Below are 15,564 nucleotides of genomic sequence, written 5' to 3' on the forward strand. Positions count from 1 at the left end.
AGCAGTAAATAGAATGCATCTTAAATTCAGACTAGAATAACCCAAATTCAATCGATTCAAGGTGTCTCTATGTGGTGGCGTGTTGTTTTACTCTGTCTTGCTTATTGGCTGCTGGGCGCCCACTTTCTCAGATACTCACACACAGTCGCCGCCGCTATCTGCCTGCTGGCACCGGCATTGCTGTTTGTTAAAAGCGCCGTTGGCGTTCGGGTTCTGCAAATCGGTCTATTGGTCGGCGCCGTGCTGGTATGGGCCAAGAGTGGCTTTGAATATGTCGCCATGCGCCAGGCCATGGATGCCCCTTGGCTAAGGCTGGCATTTATAATGGGCGGCGTCACCCTGTTTACTCTGCTGAGCGCCTGGAGCGGTAATAAACTGGCGAGCAATCGTAACCGAGGCTCATAGTCGTCACACTCGCCAACATTTCCATCTTGGGCCAATGACTCGACAATCCACATCAAAGGTCAGCATAGGTTAAGTAATAGGGCTATACACTCGAGCCAGTATGTAGCCCTATTTTTTAACGAGTTGGGTCTTAGGTTTAGATCTCTGGTCTAGCGTATGACTGATACCCTTGCTTTAGCCTCGGCTTGAGCTGCTCCTGGGAACTGCGTACACTGTTCTGATTTCAGTTAAAGGCGTAAAGAATATGAGAATTTTGGTTGTTGAAGATGATCCCTTACTCTCCCATCACCTCAAGGTACAACTGGGAGAACTGGGGAATCAGGTTCAGGTGGCGGGAACCGCCAAAGAGGGTTTTTTTCAGGCAACCAACTACCCCATTGACGTCGCCATTGTGGACTTGGGCTTGCCGGATCAAGACGGTATTGCACTTATCCAACAGTTACGGGATGAAGACGTCAAAGCCCCGATTCTGATCCTAACCGCCCGAGTTAACTGGCAAGATAAAGTTGAAGGGCTCAACGCCGGTGCCGACGACTACCTGGTCAAACCTTTTCAAAAAGAGGAACTTGTGGCCCGCCTCGATGCCTTGGTACGCCGCAGTGCCGGCTTCGTCAAGCCGGTGATCAACAGCGGCGACCTGTCGTTGGATCTCGCCGCCAAGCAGGTCACCATGAATGGTGAACCGATGGAAATCACCGCCTTCGAATATCAAATTCTCGAATACCTGATGCGCCACAATCATGAAGTGGTCGCCAAGCAACGCCTGCTGGACGTTATTTATGGCGACAAGGAAGGCGATCCCAACACCATTGAGGTGATGGTGAGCCGACTGCGAAAGAAGTTGACCCGTGACGGCATCGAAAATCCAATAGTGACCATCAGAGGCCAAGGGTACAAATTCAACCTGCCATGCAATTGAAAATAAAACCCAAGAAACGCCTACTGACGCGGATGTTTCTCACTTCGTTGTCTATCATAGCCGTGGTCGGTTTTGGCTTGGCCTGGATGGTCAACATATTGCATGCGCAAAACAGCTATAACGAAGAGACGGCGCAGCTAATCGCCGAAATCCCTCAGGTGGCAGCCGAGCTCAGGGAGCATGACCTGATCCCGGACACCAGCTCCTGGCTTGAGGAGAACAACAAACAGGAGCGCTATGTTATCGCCTCCTGTGACGAGAAATTCAAGCAGGTGTGGACCTCGTCGCTAGCAGTGGACAGAGGTCTGTTTGATACCTGTGAACGTTTCAATGAAATCCGCAACGAAGCGCCCCCCTACTACCTGAACATGGCCGACAATCGTGCCTATTTTGCCTATCTGCTGTCGGTCGATATCGCCGGTATTCACTACAACCTGTTGGTACTCAAGGATGCGGCCAAACTGGAGCAGGAATACAGCCAATTTGCCAAACGCACCTATATTCGCCTGGCGCTGGTGTTGGCACTGGCACTGGTACTGCTGATCAGCGCCGCTTATTGGGGCATGCGGCCATTGGTACAGATGCGAAATGAGTTGAGATCCATCATCAACGGCAAATCCAAGTCGCTCTCCGGCGGTTATCCGGTGGAGCTGGAAGGTGTCACCCAGGCGCTCAACCAATTGCTGCAGCAATCCAGCGCCCAGCAACAGCGCTATCAAAATGCCATGAATGATCTGGCCCACAGCCTTAAGACCCGTCTTGCCGCCGTACATGCCATCACGGATGATGCCAGCCTGGACAAACAGGCCAGCAGCGAAAAAATCATGGAACAGGTGAGCCAGATGGACCAGTTGGTGAAATATCAGCTCAAGCGCGCCATGCTGGGACGCAAGGGCCTCAAGCAGGAACAAACTCCGATTGCTCCTCTGGTGGATCAATTGGCACAGATGCTGTTTAAGGTATACCGTGACAAACAAGTGAAGTTCAGCGCCGAAATAGAGGAAGAGCTGCAGTTTCCCGGCAATCAGGGCGACTTGATGGAGCTGTTCGGCAACCTGATGGAAAATGCATTCCGCCTGTGTATCTCAACCGTTCGCGTCACGGCCGGTTATCAGGGCAACATACTGCAGATACTGGTGGAAGATGACGGCCCAGGTGTTGATGAAAGCCTTAAACAGAAGATTATCCAGCGCGGTGTGCGCGCCGATACCCAGTCACCAGGACAGGGAATTGGTCTGGCGGTATGTAATGAAATCGTCAGCAGTTACGGCGGCACCCTCAGCATTGAGGATTCAGCTCTGGAAGGCGCCTGCTTCCGCATTCAAATTCCCATGCAGTGAGCCTCAGCGCCGGGTTGGCCCATAAAGCTGCTCGGCGCGATTAAACATGATCCAAGAAGTGGCAATATACTTGTCATCACTCTTGGGACGATTGCCCCTGTGACTATGGGTAAATCCCGCGGGCGCTATCACCATGGTGCCCTTCTTCGGCGCAATTTTACGCTGCTGATAGAAGAATTCCGTCTCCCCGCCTTCGGCCACATCATTGAGATAGAACATATAAAGCACCACTCTGTGCAAGGCGTCGTTGTGACCGGCCTGGGGAAACTGCTCTGAATGCCAATGGGGATATCCCCCTATATCGCGCTGATACCTTTGCAGATTGATGGTACCACTACGATAAAGGTATTGTACCAGCGCCTCCGCTCTGGGCGCTCCCAAACGAGCATAGTTATCCGGTGTCAGGGTTACTGCATGGCCGGACTCATCTGCCACTTGCACGGCAACGGCTCCCATCAACGCCATTGCGTACTTATCAAAGTATCGTCCGGCATGCTTTAGTGTGTGGCCGAGCAGCTCATTCCGCAGTGGCTGCAACTCTGGGTACTGATCCAAGGTAAGATCGCGGCTAATTTTCTTTTCCTTGTCGACACCATGGCCTGTACGGCCCTCGGTAACACCAGGATGAGCTTCAAAGGCGGCAATCAGACGATCGCATAACTCATCAGGGATGGCATTGGGATATACTTCGATAAAGTCCATAAAAATCTCGATTTACTTATATTTTTATCCGAACATGCTTACATGTGAGCTAACTAATTGTAAAGCGTACTCTTTGCGATAAAATGATTCGATTGCTTAAAAAAGATGATTTGAATGAACAAGAGCTGTAGAGTCAGTGTCCAACAACTGCAAGTGGGTAACTTCGTCCGTCTTCCTCTGGCATGGAAAGATCATCCTTTTCTTTTCAGTAGCTTCCGTATCAAACAACAGGCGCAAATTGAGCTAATCCGTAAGCTGGGCATTGACAGTGTGTTTGTCGTGCCGGACCGCAGTGACACTCCGCCGCTTCCTGCCGATCAACAACCTGACCCGGTAGAAAATCCACAGGAAGTCGACTCTCTGCAACAACAGATGGAAAGCGACAAACAACAACGGATCGAAATTCTCAAGAAAATGCGCCGCGAGCTGCATAAGACAGAGGAGCATTTCGACCGTTCACTGGCAAGGATGCGCAACCTGGTTAACAAACTACGCAGCCGCCCTCTCAATGCTGTTACCGAAGCGCAGGACTTGGTCCGTGACATAGCCGAGCAACTGTTGTCCTCCGACAACCTTATTCTGCATCTGATGGCCGATTCGGATAAAGACGAAGGCATCTATTTTCACTCGCTCAACGTAGCCATTCTTGCCATGTTGGTAGCCAAAGAGCTGCAATGGCCCAGAGAAGATATTGAGGCCGTGGGCCTGGGTTCGCTATTCCACGACATAGGTAAACTCAAACTGCCAAGCCAGATACTGCGCAAGCAGGCTCCCTTGACTAAACCCGAGCAAAACCTGCTGAACCAACACCCGTTAATGGGCGCTGAGTTCATCAAGCTGGCCGCCGACTTTCCGGAAAATGCCAGGGACGTTATCACCCATCACCATGAACTGCTCGATGGCAGTGGTTTCCCCAAAGGCTTGAAAGCCGATGAACTGAGTCAAGCTTCCCAGTTGGTGGCTGTGGTGAACCAATATGACTCTCTTTGCCACCCTGGAGTGCAATCCAAGGCCAAGACGCCTTATGCTGCTCTGGGCTATCTATATAAATACTCCAAGGGAAAGCTGAATCAGGAATATGTCGGCAAAATGATTAAGATGCTCGGGGTCTATCCTCCCGGCAGCGTGGTTGAGCTTTCTTCCGGCCAATATGGGCTGGTAATGTCGGTCAACCTGGATAAGCTGCTGCTGCCGCGAATTCTGGTATATGACGCTCTGGTGCCCAAAGATCAAGCGCCGATTATCGATCTGGAAGCCGAAGGACTTTCTATCGTGCGCTGCCTGCCACCGGCGGCTCTGCCGGAGAAAATCTTCAAGTACCTCAACCCCAGAGAACGGGTCAGCTACTACTTTGGCAGCGAAAGCAAAGGCTGAACCCTTTAGCCTACCCCTTTGGCCTATATAACCAAAGTCATTATCGCCATCATAGTTAGACTGAACTAATCTTGTTGTTGCAACCTGGATTTGGGTAGCCTGAAACCAGGCTCACCCCTCACAGGCGGAGGCCGGCAATGACAGAACTACCGGATTTTGACACCTTGATGTGGCTGGCTCAAAACCAGCCGGAAGAATTGGACAAGCTACAGGAGCGTTTGAGTGACGAGTTAATCAACAGTTCCGATTCCAACCAGGACCAGCTCAGAACCATTAAACACCACCTGCAGCAGAGTCTGGCACGCTGCAATAACCCCTATCACAGATGCCTGGTCAGCATCCGCATTATGCGCCACAAGTTCGCCGCGTTAGCGAGCGTGTTGGAAGCCCCGGACCAGTACAGAGATCACAAGGCTCAGGTGATACCATTAAGGCGCAAGCCCCTGTAACCAAGGTGCTAAAGCCCTTAACCGGATTTACAGCCAACCTTTGCGGCGGAAAAACAGGTAAGTGCCTGCCGCACTGGCTAACATCATCACCACCGCCATAGGGTAGCCGAAGTACCACTCAAGCTCAGGCATCTCTCTGAAGTTCATCCCGTAACTACTGGCGATCAGGGTTGGCGGCAGAAAGACCACGGCCGCAACCGAGAAAATCTTAATGATCTTGTTTTGCTGCAAGCCACTGAAACCCATGGCCGCATCCAGCAAGAAGTTGAGTTTATCGAAGATAAACTGACTGTGAGGCATCAGGGATTCAATGTCCGACAACATCTCGCGAATTTCCTTGAGCTCATCTTCGGCCAATTCTTTACGGTAATACTTCTGTATGTAACGCAGAGACCTCTGGGTATCGAGCAGACTCAAACGTATCTTACCGTTGGAATCTTCCTGCAAGGTGATCAGCTTAAACACATCATCGAGTTCATTACTCTCAAACACCTGCTCACCAACGTTTTCCAGCACAGTGTAAACATCTTCAATCAAGTCAGAGAGGTACTCTACCTTGAGGTTAAAGAGCTCGATAAACAGTGCCTGAGGCGTGGCCACCATGATGCGCCCAAGACGCAAATAGTTGCGCAGCAAACGAATAAGGCCAACATCCTCTTCACGTATGGTGACCAAAAACCGGCTACGCAGGTTGAATGAAACGTTAACCCCACGAACATCCTGACCAACCCGCTGCGGAAACAGAGAGTTGATATGCAGGCCGTCTTTGTTTTGATAGAAACGTGCCGAAGCCTCAATCTCATTGATATCTTCTTCGTCGGGTACATCTTCCACCGAATAATGGCTCAACCAATCCCGCTCATCGTCATCCGGCTTGTAGAGATCCAGCCACAGAGTTTGTTCCGGAAGACTGTCTTCTATGGTCAGCTCAATAATTTTAAGCTGCTGATCCTGATAGGTGTATGCAGTAATCATGGGTCCTCCTGAAGATAACAATGCCGTAGAAAGAAATGCCCGGCAAAAAAATGTGCCTAGTTTACCTGATAAGCCATCAATGAAAAGCGCTCAGTGGCGTCAGGGGACACTTTTCTCGGCTATCATCAAACGCTCCTCGGTGGAGAGACGGATCCTGAGTCCATCCACGGTAACCAGTTCATTGGCCGAGATATCTTTCTTACGCACCTGATAGACTTCCCGTCGTTCTTCCTTGGGTGAAACCAAGGTCACGGAAACCACCTGATAACCGTCAAACCATTGCCAGGCAAAAAAGCCACAGGCCAGTATCAAGGTAACGCCCACGGCTCCAGGAACCAAAAAGCGTTTGAATAAAGGCAAAGGTTCGGCGACCTCTTGCTTTCTTACCTCAGGACTTGACCTTCGTTTGAGCATGGCCCATGCCAGTGCCAACACCAGGGCTGTCAGCAGGATTTTGGTCAGCAAGCTCAACTCCTCATTCTTAACCAAGAATCTATCAAAGCATCAAATTGTTAATTATAAAGGAAAAGCACATCCTTGACAGTTAGCTGTATCATAAAGCTGCCTGCCAAACCCTAAAGTATTTGAATTAATACTTTATGACGTACCTTACATATCGTCTCGACGCCATTCACCATCAGCTTCAGCTGCCTTTACAGTACTAATACCTGACGCCAGCACATGCAAAGCAATGCTGGGTATATTGTAAACGGCTCTTGGTAACTCGAGGAAAGGCACACTTTTGATAGGTTCGAGAGCAATCTCTGTTCAAAAACGGGGCTAAGATGTACTAGCTAAGACGGCAAGAAGACGCTCCCGCCGACCGCCCTTTCTGTAGCTGTGCCCCATTGATGACCTGAATCAGTAATCAACGGCTTTTTAGGCAAGCACTACAGATACAACTGCCGTTACGATCTCTCGGTATCTGTCTTATGCATCGACATTAAATAACATCAAATAATGCTAAAGGTTGAAAACGCATATCAGTCGTTTTCTTTGAGGCTGACATCTACCAGGTAGTGACCTTGCAGCCAGTTTCGACCAATCAACAGTTTGTGGGTCATCTTGCTTCTGTCTTTAAGGTTAACCTTGACCGGATACTCCCTTCCCGGCTCACCAATATTGAGTTCCACCATATACCGGATTTCACTGCCCTGAGCATTACGAATCAACGAGGTATTAGTGATCATCGCGTGCAGCCGCTGTTTTTCACCCTTTTCATTTTCCGTCGTAAAACTCAGCTGCTTGCCGATATTATTTTCCATATCCTCGTCACCATTCTCCACTTTCAGATCCGTGGCATGCAACGAGTTTTCTACCGCGCCGGTATCAATACGGGTTTGGAAAATCAGCCCGGATTCCCGCACACTGATAGCAGCGACTGGCCCTATGATACGTTTCTCTGCCACATCGACCAGAAAGTCATCAGCCAGCCAGTTACGGCCGATAAGCAGTTTATAATCCATATGGCTGCGGTCTCTGAGATTGACCTTGACTTTACGCTTGTGTTTGCCAAACGCGACATTCAACTCCACCATGTAGCGCGTCTCCCGCCCTTGAGAGTTGCTGACGGTAGATGTCTTGACAATTTTTGCCTTGAGCTGTTTTTTCTCGCCACGTTCGTTCTCTGTGGTAAAACTGAGCATTTTACCCACATTATCCTGCATCTTTTTGGCACTGCCGCCTATGACCTTGAGATCGACCGCATGCATAGAAGTATTGGCAGCCCCGGTATCGATTCGGGCCTCAAAACTGAGGCCGGCTTCGGCGACCGTCATAATTTCAGTCTGACCTATAACCATTTTTTCCTGGGCAAACACGGATGTCGAAAGCAACATAAAACAAAGACCAAGTTTTTTAAGCATGGGACTATTCCATTCATTTCAACTAACAAGATGAAAATCCGGCAGAAATACCGGAACTTACAGATAAGACAGATGTTAACGCTTCAGGTTCCCGAGAGCCAGGCTCGAGCCTGGGGCAATTCCGCCTTGGAAAACACCACTACCGGGCAAGGGATCATCAACGCCAAGGTCTGCGCCATCCCTTCGATAACAGAGCTGTCAGTAATAACAGCTATACGGGAAAAGTCTTGCAAATGAAACAGCCCAAAACAGGCATCATCCCACACGGCCTGCAAAGAGATACCCTCGAAGTCAGCGCCGTATTCATACCAGAGTTTAATGAGCACATGTTCTCTGAGTTTGGACTCTAGCGCCGGCAGCAAGACAGCATCATAATCTTCACTGCTGACAACACCACTGGCACGAACCGCTACTGTATTGCCTTCAAACCCGGAAAGCAGTGTCAGCATCCTAAGCCTCCAGTTTGTGCATTATTGAGACTGGAGTTTGGCAATTTCCTGATCGAACAGATTCTTGATCAAACCGGCAAACTCACTAATAAATAAGGTTTGTTTTGCCGTAGCCTTATGGTTGGCCACCTTGGCCAAGATCTCTTCCAGATCATACACTATGGCATCGATTTCACGGATAACTGTGTTGCGTTGGACGAAAGACAGTTGTGGGTTTTGGCCACAGACCATAATAATCTGTGCCGACAGCTGCTCTTCGAACTCCTCCATAACGCTGCTGTCGCTCAAAGATCCCCCTTCTGGGGTCTCAAACAATCCAAGGTGTTCAGTCAGGAATTGAATGAGGTGCATATAGCCGTCTTTGTCTGTAACCATCTTTCTTCCCGCGTGCAACGTCTCAGGCCAACCCATATAAGGGGCACACTCTCCGGTCTAATTGCCTATCAAGCCGCGACCGGAAAGTCACATTATGAAACAAATTCCACCTTGAGTCTTGCCTCAAATCAAGCTGTCGTTCGTTACTTGTTTAATCTTAGAACAAAAGAAACAGGAACAGCCTTACTGATGCTGGATAGACCGGCAATTTCACGTAATTTTTCAACCCCATCGGTCAAACCAAACTCTTCGGCGTTCACTATGACGGCTTTCTGTGAAGTGACCAAAAGGCTCGACGGCCCAAGCCTGGCCACAACCACATCAAAACGTTTGTTCTGGGTCTTACCATGCAGTGACAATACGCCATCTATCTCAGTACTCAACAACTCACCCGGCTTGAGCTTTTCCACCAACTCAGCGGGTACTTGAGCAGTCAGCGTAAGGGTCGGGAAATTAGCCACTTCAAACAACATGGTTTGCATCCGTTTATCCCGTATTTCTATGCCGGTATTAACCCCGTTTAACGGAATTTCCAGCTTGAATTCGCCATTATCGGCAAGCATGCCACTTAGCTGGTTAAACTCATGTACCTCGGCAATGTCACCTTTTTTAACCGATATAAAACTAACCTTGGAATCGGCATTATCCAACTGCCAGTCAGCCGCCAGTGCCAGGTTACTGAAGGCGCCAAGCGCCAATAAAGGGATCCATTTCTGCATATTCTTTTCCTTGTAGGGCATAAAGTGAACTGAGCCTGGATTTAAGATGGTTAAAAACAGACCCTTTGCCAGGGGAAGGTGCAAACAAGTTCCATGTGTGCTCAGCGTTGACTTACAAACCTGTACGCTACGCCCTTCGGGGCTTTCACAGCAATAGTGCCACGAGAACTTACTCGCACCTTCCCTAGATTAATCATTACTAAAGCATATTGTTCAATTCAATAAAACAGGTTCGCTATTTTTTAACCCAAATGACTGTCGTTTTATCCTGAAGTAGCCTGTACGTTCATTCACCCAGGCGCACTTCTGCAAGCCATTCGAGCCCCAAATATCGATATATGGCCCCCGTTTACCCTATCCTTCAAATAAAGTTGCTGCGCTCCTGTCGGCACTTGCGGAAAACTGCGAAATTCACCCGAATAAATTGATTGTTTCAATGCAAGCCAGGCCTCAAAGCGCTATGATCTCCGACAATGCAAACCCAGGCCGTTTAACCGGCCCTCAATTGAAGCTAAAAACCTCGATGACAACGAACCTCCTTTGCCCCTGCAACTCCAAGCTCCCTTATAGTGAATGTTGTCAGCTGCTTCACACCAAGCAGCACAGCGCCGCCACACCAGAGCAATTGATGCGCTCCCGCTATGCCGCCTTTGTTAAAGCAGAGTTTGATTATCTTATCGACACCCATCACCGGGATTATCGCCAGGGACTGAGCGCACAAACCCTGGCCCAGATGCCAAAGACCCAATGGTTGGGCCTACAAATTGTCGAGCGGGAACCTTTGACAGCTGGGCAAAACCAGGCCAGAGTCACTTTCAAGGCCTGGTATCTGGCGGATGGCCAGTTAGACACCATATTTGAACAATCTGAGTTTATATTTGAGGACGGCTGCTGGTTTTACACCGAGGGTAAGCAGTTTGCGGTCAGCTATCCCAAACGCAATGACCCTTGCATTTGCAATAGCGGCAACAAGTTCAAACACTGCTGCCTGAAACGGATTTAACTTAGGCCGGATTTAACTTGGGCCGAAATCAAGTGTGGAACCAAGAGAGCTTAAACTGGTTAATCAATGCAGCAATGCAGGTTGACTCTGTTGCAAAAAAGCACTGAATTCGGCCTCTCTGAGCGCCGGGCTGTACAGGAATCCCTGGGCCTGATGACACATGCATGAAGTAAGGAAGCGTTCCTGCTCGGCGGTTTCAACCCCTTCTGCTGTCAGGGAGATATTCAGCGCCTTGGCCATGGCAATAATTGCGCTGACGATTTCGCGGCTCTCGCGGCTAATACTGAGATCCGAGATAAAAGACCTGTCTATCTTGAGCTTGCTGATGGGAAACTGTTTCAAATAGCGCATTGAACTGTAACCCGTACCGAAATCATCAATAGCAAGCCCTACCCCCAAGTCAGCCAGTTCCTGGCATAAATTGGTGGCATAGCGTATATCTTCCATCAACTCGGTTTCGGTGATCTCCAAAATAAGCGTGCCGGGTTTCAAGCGGTAACGATTGAGCAACTGCCAAACCTGTTCATAAAGATTACTGCCGAAAAACTGCCGCGCCGACACGTTCACATGCATAGCGATATTGATATTGTGATGCTGCCACAAATTCAGCTGGCGACAGGCGGCCTCCAGTACCCAGGTACCTATGGCATTGATAAGCCCAGACTGTTCGGCAATATCGATAAAGGCGCCTGGATACAGCACTCCCCGCTTGGGATGGTGCCAGCGGATCAGCGCTTCTGCACCTATGTAACTGCAGCTTTGCAAATCTTTAAGCGGCTGATAATAAAGTTCAAACTGTCTGCCCCGAATGGCGGCATGCAGATCTCTTTCTATCTGGGCATCATCCTTGAACGCCTTGAGCAACGCGCTGTTGAAAAACTGGATTGCCGTACCCTGCTTCTTCTTGGCGTATTGCAGCGCAATATCGGCGCAAGTCAGCGGCGCTACCAACTCGGCGACTTCGGCAATGTCCACCGCCGCCAGTGCCGGCTTGGGATCCACTTGCTCACGGCCAATATTGATAGGGTTACGCAGTTGTTGATAGAGGCGATGACAACAAACATCGATATCGCCGCTATCATCAAGCAACAATGCAAATTCATCGCTGCCCACCCTGGCAATACTGCAGTCGGCATAAAGAGAAGCAAAATGTTTCAGACGGCGGGCAACTTCAATCAGCAGGGCATCACCCTGTTCATGTCCATAGGTATCATTGAAGCGTTTAAAACCAATCAAATCGACCAGCAGCAACTGCCCGCTATAGGTTCTATCGAGCAAACGATTGAAATGGGTACGGTTGTATAGTCCGGTCAGGCTGCAACGCCAGGCCAAGCGTTCAAGTTCGGCCTGATAATTATGCTGCTCGGTACAATCTTCACTGGAGACCAAGACATAATGGTTACCGCGCTGGGTAATAAATTGACTGGCATGGTATCTGAGCCAATATTCCTGGCCAGACTCCCGATTGAGCATCACTTCACCCGTCGCTGCTTCGCCACGCAACACCTTGGCCAGGGTCATTTCAGCCTGTTTGGGTTGCTGTTTAAAAAAAGACAACTGCTTTAGACTGGCGCCCAGCATTTTCTCTTTTGGGATACCTGTGATCTGTTCATGGGCGCTGTTGATATATTCAATCGCTTCTGTGTGCAGATTGATCAGCATACTGACTTGGGCCGATTGTTCTGCGGCCGACTGAAACAGAGTCAGCAACTCGTCTTTGCGGTAGGCGTCGTGGGTCGCCAAAGTCAGCGCAAGTTGGTCAGCCACTTGCGAGGCCAAATGGATCTCCAAATCACTCCAGTGATGCCCGGCAGAGGTTCGCTCCAAGCTCAAAACACCTTCAATATGTCCATTGATCCTGATAGCGATATCCAGGGCACTGGCAATACCGTTGACGCTAAAATAAACCTCGGCAAGCTCGCTCATACGCCAATCAGCCACCGCATCATTGGCGTCAATATGGCGTTTTTGCTTAAGTTGGTCGATATAAGATGGAATTTGATTGAGGTGTAGTGGACGCGGCGTTTTAAGAGGCTTTCCCGAGCCAAAGCGGGCAACTTCAAACTGCACATGCTGATCCCTGGACCAGGACCAGACACTGGCGTGTTGCACATCGAGATATTGACACAGAAGTTCTGTAGCCAGTTCAGCCGTCTTGGCGAAATCGCCCTGCTGCTTGGCAACCGAGTTGGTCAACAACTCCAGCAATCGCTGATACCTACGTCGCTTCACACATATCCTCAGGTTCCCTTTCGGGCTCAAAGAAACCCGCGCCGAATGCGCGGGCCTGCCATCATATCTCTGCGCGAGATTACACTTTTACATAATACCCAGCAAGATAACTCATACTTTCTTACATTTACCTTGTTGTGTCTTGCTTTGCAGCTTTGGTTTAACAACCAGAACTCTACTGACCATTTGGCTAAATGGTGCAGCTTATGCCAAAGCGTTTTCCAACTGAAAAATCATTTTCTCGGCACTGCAGGAAAAAGTCAGCGCCAAGGTCACTGTCTGCTCTGAACTACTGAGTTCTGCCTTGACATCAGCGAAGCGGCCTTGGGCCAATTGCTTGAGCGCCTCGGCATCAACCATTGCCGACTTACCTTGAAAAGTCAACGAAAGCAAGGTGTCTCCTTCTTCGACGACTGTCCCTATATCCACATAGCTGCCACATTCGGCACAAGTGTCCTGCACATTGGCGGCCTGAGCCTGTTCAATACTCTTCATCTCTTGTCTCCGATACTGAGAGTCACCCATCAGTATAAGCCATGGACGACACCTGGACTGAGGCAAGACTCACGCCGTTTGATATAAACCGGCCAGTTTGCGTTGTTCCGACAGTTGATCAACAAACTCCATCAATACCGCCTTGGGCTGGTTTAAGGTGCCATCAGTACGTAGTCTTGTGTGCCAATCACAATTATTCAGTGCTTCCTGCATCCCGCTGTCTCTCTTCCCCCGAATAACCAAAGGTTCGGGCACCAGGGCCTGGGCCAACTGAAAGCTACGTTCACCGTCACTGAGAAAATGATAACTGTTGTCTACCGGGGAAGGTTCCTGACTCAAGTCCCCAAGCAAAGGTTGAGGCTCAGGCAAGTCAAATTGCTGCCGCAGGACAGCATCCTGTGCAATATCGTCGTGCAGGTGAAACTGAGGCCAATCGCGCACATCCTGAGACAGCAACGCCAAAAGCAGGGCAAACTCACCCCGGCGATGGGACTCAACAGCCAGATTAAGCCGTTCGCCCAATTGCAGTTCATTGATTAAGGAAACATCAGTACGCATAAAAAAACATCAACAAACAACTCGTTGTTAGTTAATCGACCAAATGATCAGGAACTTTAGCCCTTTTTTTAAAATCGGGCTTTACATGAAAAAGGTTTCTGACTACTATGGCGGCCGCAATTGAGGAGGGGTTCCCGAGTGGCCAAAGGGATCAGACTGTAAATCTGACGGCTCCGCCTTCGAAGGTTCGAATCCTTCTCCCTCCACCATTTGCCTACAATTTAAAAAGACACGAAAGTGAAATCGTGGAGGGGTTCCCGAGTGGCCAAAGGGATCAGACTGTAAATCTGACGGCTCCGCCTTCGAAGGTTCGAATCCTTCTCCCTCCACCATCTTTCACTCCAATGTCTGGCTCCAAATATGTGGAGGGGTTCCCGAGTGGCCAAAGGGATCAGACTGTAAATCTGACGGCTCCGCCTTCGAAGGTTCGAATCCTTCTCCCTCCACCATTTCTTTTTATTCTTTAGTAAAACCTCAAAGCGTTTTATCTACGCCTATACTAATCAACTCCACAGTAATCAATAACCTAACCTGTATCTGTGCCTAAATGCGCCTGAGTTTTCGCTATCCATTGTCATTACCTTTGGTTATGATTAAGACCATCCTGTTATAAGAAAGAACAACAACAATGGCCGATCTCTGGGTAAACGAAGCAATTGCCAAAATCGAAGCCGATTTTCAGCGCAGTGCCGACACGCATTTGATTAAACTGGAACTGCCGGCGGTCGCCGGAGTGGATATCTATCTTAAAGATGAAAGCACCCATCCTACCGGAAGCCTCAAGCACCGTTTGGCAAGATCACTGTTTCTGTACGCCTTGTGTAACGGCTGGATCAAACAGGATACTCCTGTCATAGAGTCCTCATCCGGCAGCACAGCTGTCTCCGAGGCCTACTTTGCCCGCCTATTGGGGCTACCCTTTATTGCCGTTATGCCAGCGTCCACCGCCCGCAAGAAGATACAGCAGATAGAGTTTTACGGCGGCCGTTGTCACTTTGTCAATCACTCCAGCGAAATCTACGCCGAGTCTGAACGGCTGGCGCGGGAGCTGAATGGCCATTATATGGATCAGTTCACCTATGCCGAGCGGGCCACCGACTGGCGCGGCAACAATAATATTGCCAATGCCATTTTCGATCAGATGCAGCGCGAGCCCTTCCCTATTCCCGAGTGGATTGTGATGAGCCCGGGTACCGGCGGCACTTCGGCCACCATTGGCCGCTATATCCGCTATCAACGGCTTTGCACCAAGCTGTGTGTGGTCGACCCGGATAACTCAGTGTTCTATGACTATTTTCAACAAAGAGATGCGGCCATCACCTGTGAGCAAGGCAGTAAGATTGAAGGTATAGGCCGCCCCAGAGTTGAGCCCTCCTTTATCCCGGGGGTTGTCGACTCCATGTTGAAGATCCCCGATGCTGCCTCTGTGGCGACAATCCATTGGCTGGAACAGATCATCGGCCGCAAGACCGGGGCCTCAACCGGCACCAACCTCTATGGTGCCCTGATACTGGCGGCCGAAATGAAACGCGACAACCGCCAGGGCTCAATAGTGACCCTGATCTGCGATCCCGGTGAGCGCTATCTGGACACTTATTACAACCCCGAGTGGATAGCCGCCAACATAGGGGATATCAGCCAGTATCAAAACAAACTGAAACTGTTTGAAACCACGGGTGAGCTCTGCTGCTAACAACGCGCTTC

Annotated in this window: 17 protein-coding genes and 3 tRNA genes; 10 read left to right on the forward strand and 10 right to left on the reverse strand. The window is 49.7% G+C overall.

What is annotated here, in order from left to right; all coding sequences use genetic code 11:
• Positions 1-69 precede the first annotated feature (69 nt).
• From WKR14_RS11930 to WKR14_RS11940, 3 genes are all read left to right on the forward strand, one after another.
• Positions 70-405 (forward strand): hypothetical protein, encoded by a 336-nt coding sequence (locus WKR14_RS11930; protein ID WP_101056830.1) that lies wholly within the window; start codon positions 70-72, stop codon positions 403-405.
• A 244-nt stretch (positions 406-649) separates the two neighbouring features.
• On the forward strand, positions 650-1,324 hold the full coding sequence (locus tag WKR14_RS11935) for a response regulator (RefSeq protein WP_101056831.1): 675 nt from the start codon (positions 650-652) through the stop codon (positions 1,322-1,324).
• Entirely contained in the window at positions 1,315-2,664 is a 1,350-nt protein-coding gene (locus tag WKR14_RS11940) for a sensor histidine kinase (RefSeq protein ID WP_101056832.1), read from the forward strand. Before WKR14_RS11935 ends, WKR14_RS11940 begins: the two co-directional genes overlap by 10 nt.
• A 3-nt stretch (positions 2,665-2,667) precedes the next feature.
• Here WKR14_RS11940 and WKR14_RS11945 read toward each other — a convergent pair whose 3' ends face one another.
• Positions 2,668-3,366: a 2OG-Fe(II) oxygenase gene (locus tag WKR14_RS11945; RefSeq protein ID WP_165565189.1), complete on the reverse strand. Its 699-nt coding sequence runs from the start codon at positions 3,364-3,366 to the stop codon at positions 2,668-2,670.
• 114 nt (positions 3,367-3,480) lie between these two features.
• Here WKR14_RS11945 and WKR14_RS11950 point away from each other — a divergent pair, with 114 nt between their 5' ends.
• Entirely contained in the window at positions 3,481-4,740 is a 1,260-nt protein-coding gene (locus WKR14_RS11950) for an HD-GYP domain-containing protein (protein ID WP_101056834.1), read from the forward strand.
• A gap of 137 nt (positions 4,741-4,877) precedes the next feature.
• On the forward strand, positions 4,878-5,189 hold the full coding sequence (locus WKR14_RS11955; protein WP_101056835.1) for a DUF3135 domain-containing protein: 312 nt from the start codon (positions 4,878-4,880) through the stop codon (positions 5,187-5,189).
• Between the two features lie 27 nt (positions 5,190-5,216).
• Here the strand turns inward: WKR14_RS11955 and corA are convergent, their stop codons facing one another.
• The 6 genes from corA to WKR14_RS11985 all read right to left on the reverse strand — a co-directional run bounded on the left by corA (position 5,217) and on the right by WKR14_RS11985 (position 9,572).
• Positions 5,217-6,164: a magnesium/cobalt transporter CorA gene (gene corA / locus WKR14_RS11960; RefSeq protein WP_339086266.1), complete on the reverse strand. Its 948-nt coding sequence runs from the start codon at positions 6,162-6,164 to the stop codon at positions 5,217-5,219.
• A gap of 99 nt (positions 6,165-6,263) precedes the next feature.
• Positions 6,264-6,629: a hypothetical protein gene (locus WKR14_RS11965; RefSeq protein ID WP_101056837.1), complete on the reverse strand. Its 366-nt coding sequence runs from the start codon at positions 6,627-6,629 to the stop codon at positions 6,264-6,266.
• A gap of 518 nt (positions 6,630-7,147) precedes the next feature.
• Positions 7,148-8,029 (reverse strand): RimK/LysX family protein, encoded by an 882-nt coding sequence (locus WKR14_RS11970; protein WP_101056838.1) that lies wholly within the window; start codon positions 8,027-8,029, stop codon positions 7,148-7,150.
• A gap of 83 nt (positions 8,030-8,112) precedes the next feature.
• Positions 8,113-8,478, reverse strand: a complete 366-nt coding sequence (locus WKR14_RS11975) for an STAS/SEC14 domain-containing protein (protein WP_101056839.1) — start codon at positions 8,476-8,478, stop codon at positions 8,113-8,115.
• Positions 8,479-8,499: 21 nt separating this feature from the next.
• Entirely contained in the window at positions 8,500-8,853 is a 354-nt protein-coding gene (locus WKR14_RS11980) for a DUF3802 family protein (protein WP_101056840.1), read from the reverse strand.
• 143 nt (positions 8,854-8,996) lie between these two features.
• Positions 8,997-9,572: a YceI family protein gene (locus tag WKR14_RS11985; RefSeq protein WP_101056841.1), complete on the reverse strand. Its 576-nt coding sequence runs from the start codon at positions 9,570-9,572 to the stop codon at positions 8,997-8,999.
• Positions 9,573-10,095: 523 nt separating this feature from the next.
• On the opposite strand from WKR14_RS11985, the gene WKR14_RS11990 reads away from it, so the two are divergent.
• Positions 10,096-10,575 (forward strand): YchJ family protein, encoded by a 480-nt coding sequence (locus WKR14_RS11990; RefSeq protein ID WP_339086270.1) that lies wholly within the window; start codon positions 10,096-10,098, stop codon positions 10,573-10,575.
• Between the two features lie 63 nt (positions 10,576-10,638).
• Here the strand turns inward: WKR14_RS11990 and WKR14_RS11995 are convergent, their stop codons facing one another.
• The 3 genes from WKR14_RS11995 to WKR14_RS12005 form a co-directional block, all read right to left on the reverse strand.
• Positions 10,639-12,807, reverse strand: coding sequence for a putative bifunctional diguanylate cyclase/phosphodiesterase (locus WKR14_RS11995; protein WP_101056842.1), 2,169 nt, complete (start codon positions 12,805-12,807; stop codon positions 10,639-10,641).
• Positions 12,808-13,011: 204 nt separating this feature from the next.
• Entirely contained in the window at positions 13,012-13,302 is a 291-nt protein-coding gene (locus WKR14_RS12000) for a DUF406 family protein (RefSeq protein WP_339086272.1), read from the reverse strand.
• 69 nt (positions 13,303-13,371) lie between these two features.
• Entirely contained in the window at positions 13,372-13,860 is a 489-nt protein-coding gene (locus WKR14_RS12005; RefSeq protein ID WP_101056844.1) for a VC2046/SO_2500 family protein, read from the reverse strand.
• A 124-nt stretch (positions 13,861-13,984) separates the two neighbouring features.
• Between WKR14_RS12005 and WKR14_RS12010 the strand changes: the two genes are divergently transcribed.
• From WKR14_RS12010 to WKR14_RS12025, 4 genes are all read left to right on the forward strand, one after another.
• A tRNA-Tyr gene (locus tag WKR14_RS12010) sits at positions 13,985-14,069 on the forward strand.
• Positions 14,070-14,107: 38 nt separating this feature from the next.
• Positions 14,108-14,192: transfer RNA gene (locus tag WKR14_RS12015), tRNA-Tyr, on the forward strand.
• Positions 14,193-14,224: 32 nt separating this feature from the next.
• Positions 14,225-14,309, forward strand: a tRNA-Tyr gene (locus tag WKR14_RS12020).
• A 179-nt stretch (positions 14,310-14,488) separates the two neighbouring features.
• Positions 14,489-15,553: a PLP-dependent cysteine synthase family protein gene (locus tag WKR14_RS12025; RefSeq protein ID WP_208137087.1), complete on the forward strand. Its 1,065-nt coding sequence runs from the start codon at positions 14,489-14,491 to the stop codon at positions 15,551-15,553.
• Positions 15,554-15,564 lie beyond the last annotated feature (11 nt).

Origin of the sequence: Shewanella chilikensis (genome assembly GCF_037953065.1) — a bacterium.
Lineage (GTDB): Bacteria > Pseudomonadota > Gammaproteobacteria > Enterobacterales > Shewanellaceae > Shewanella > Shewanella chilikensis.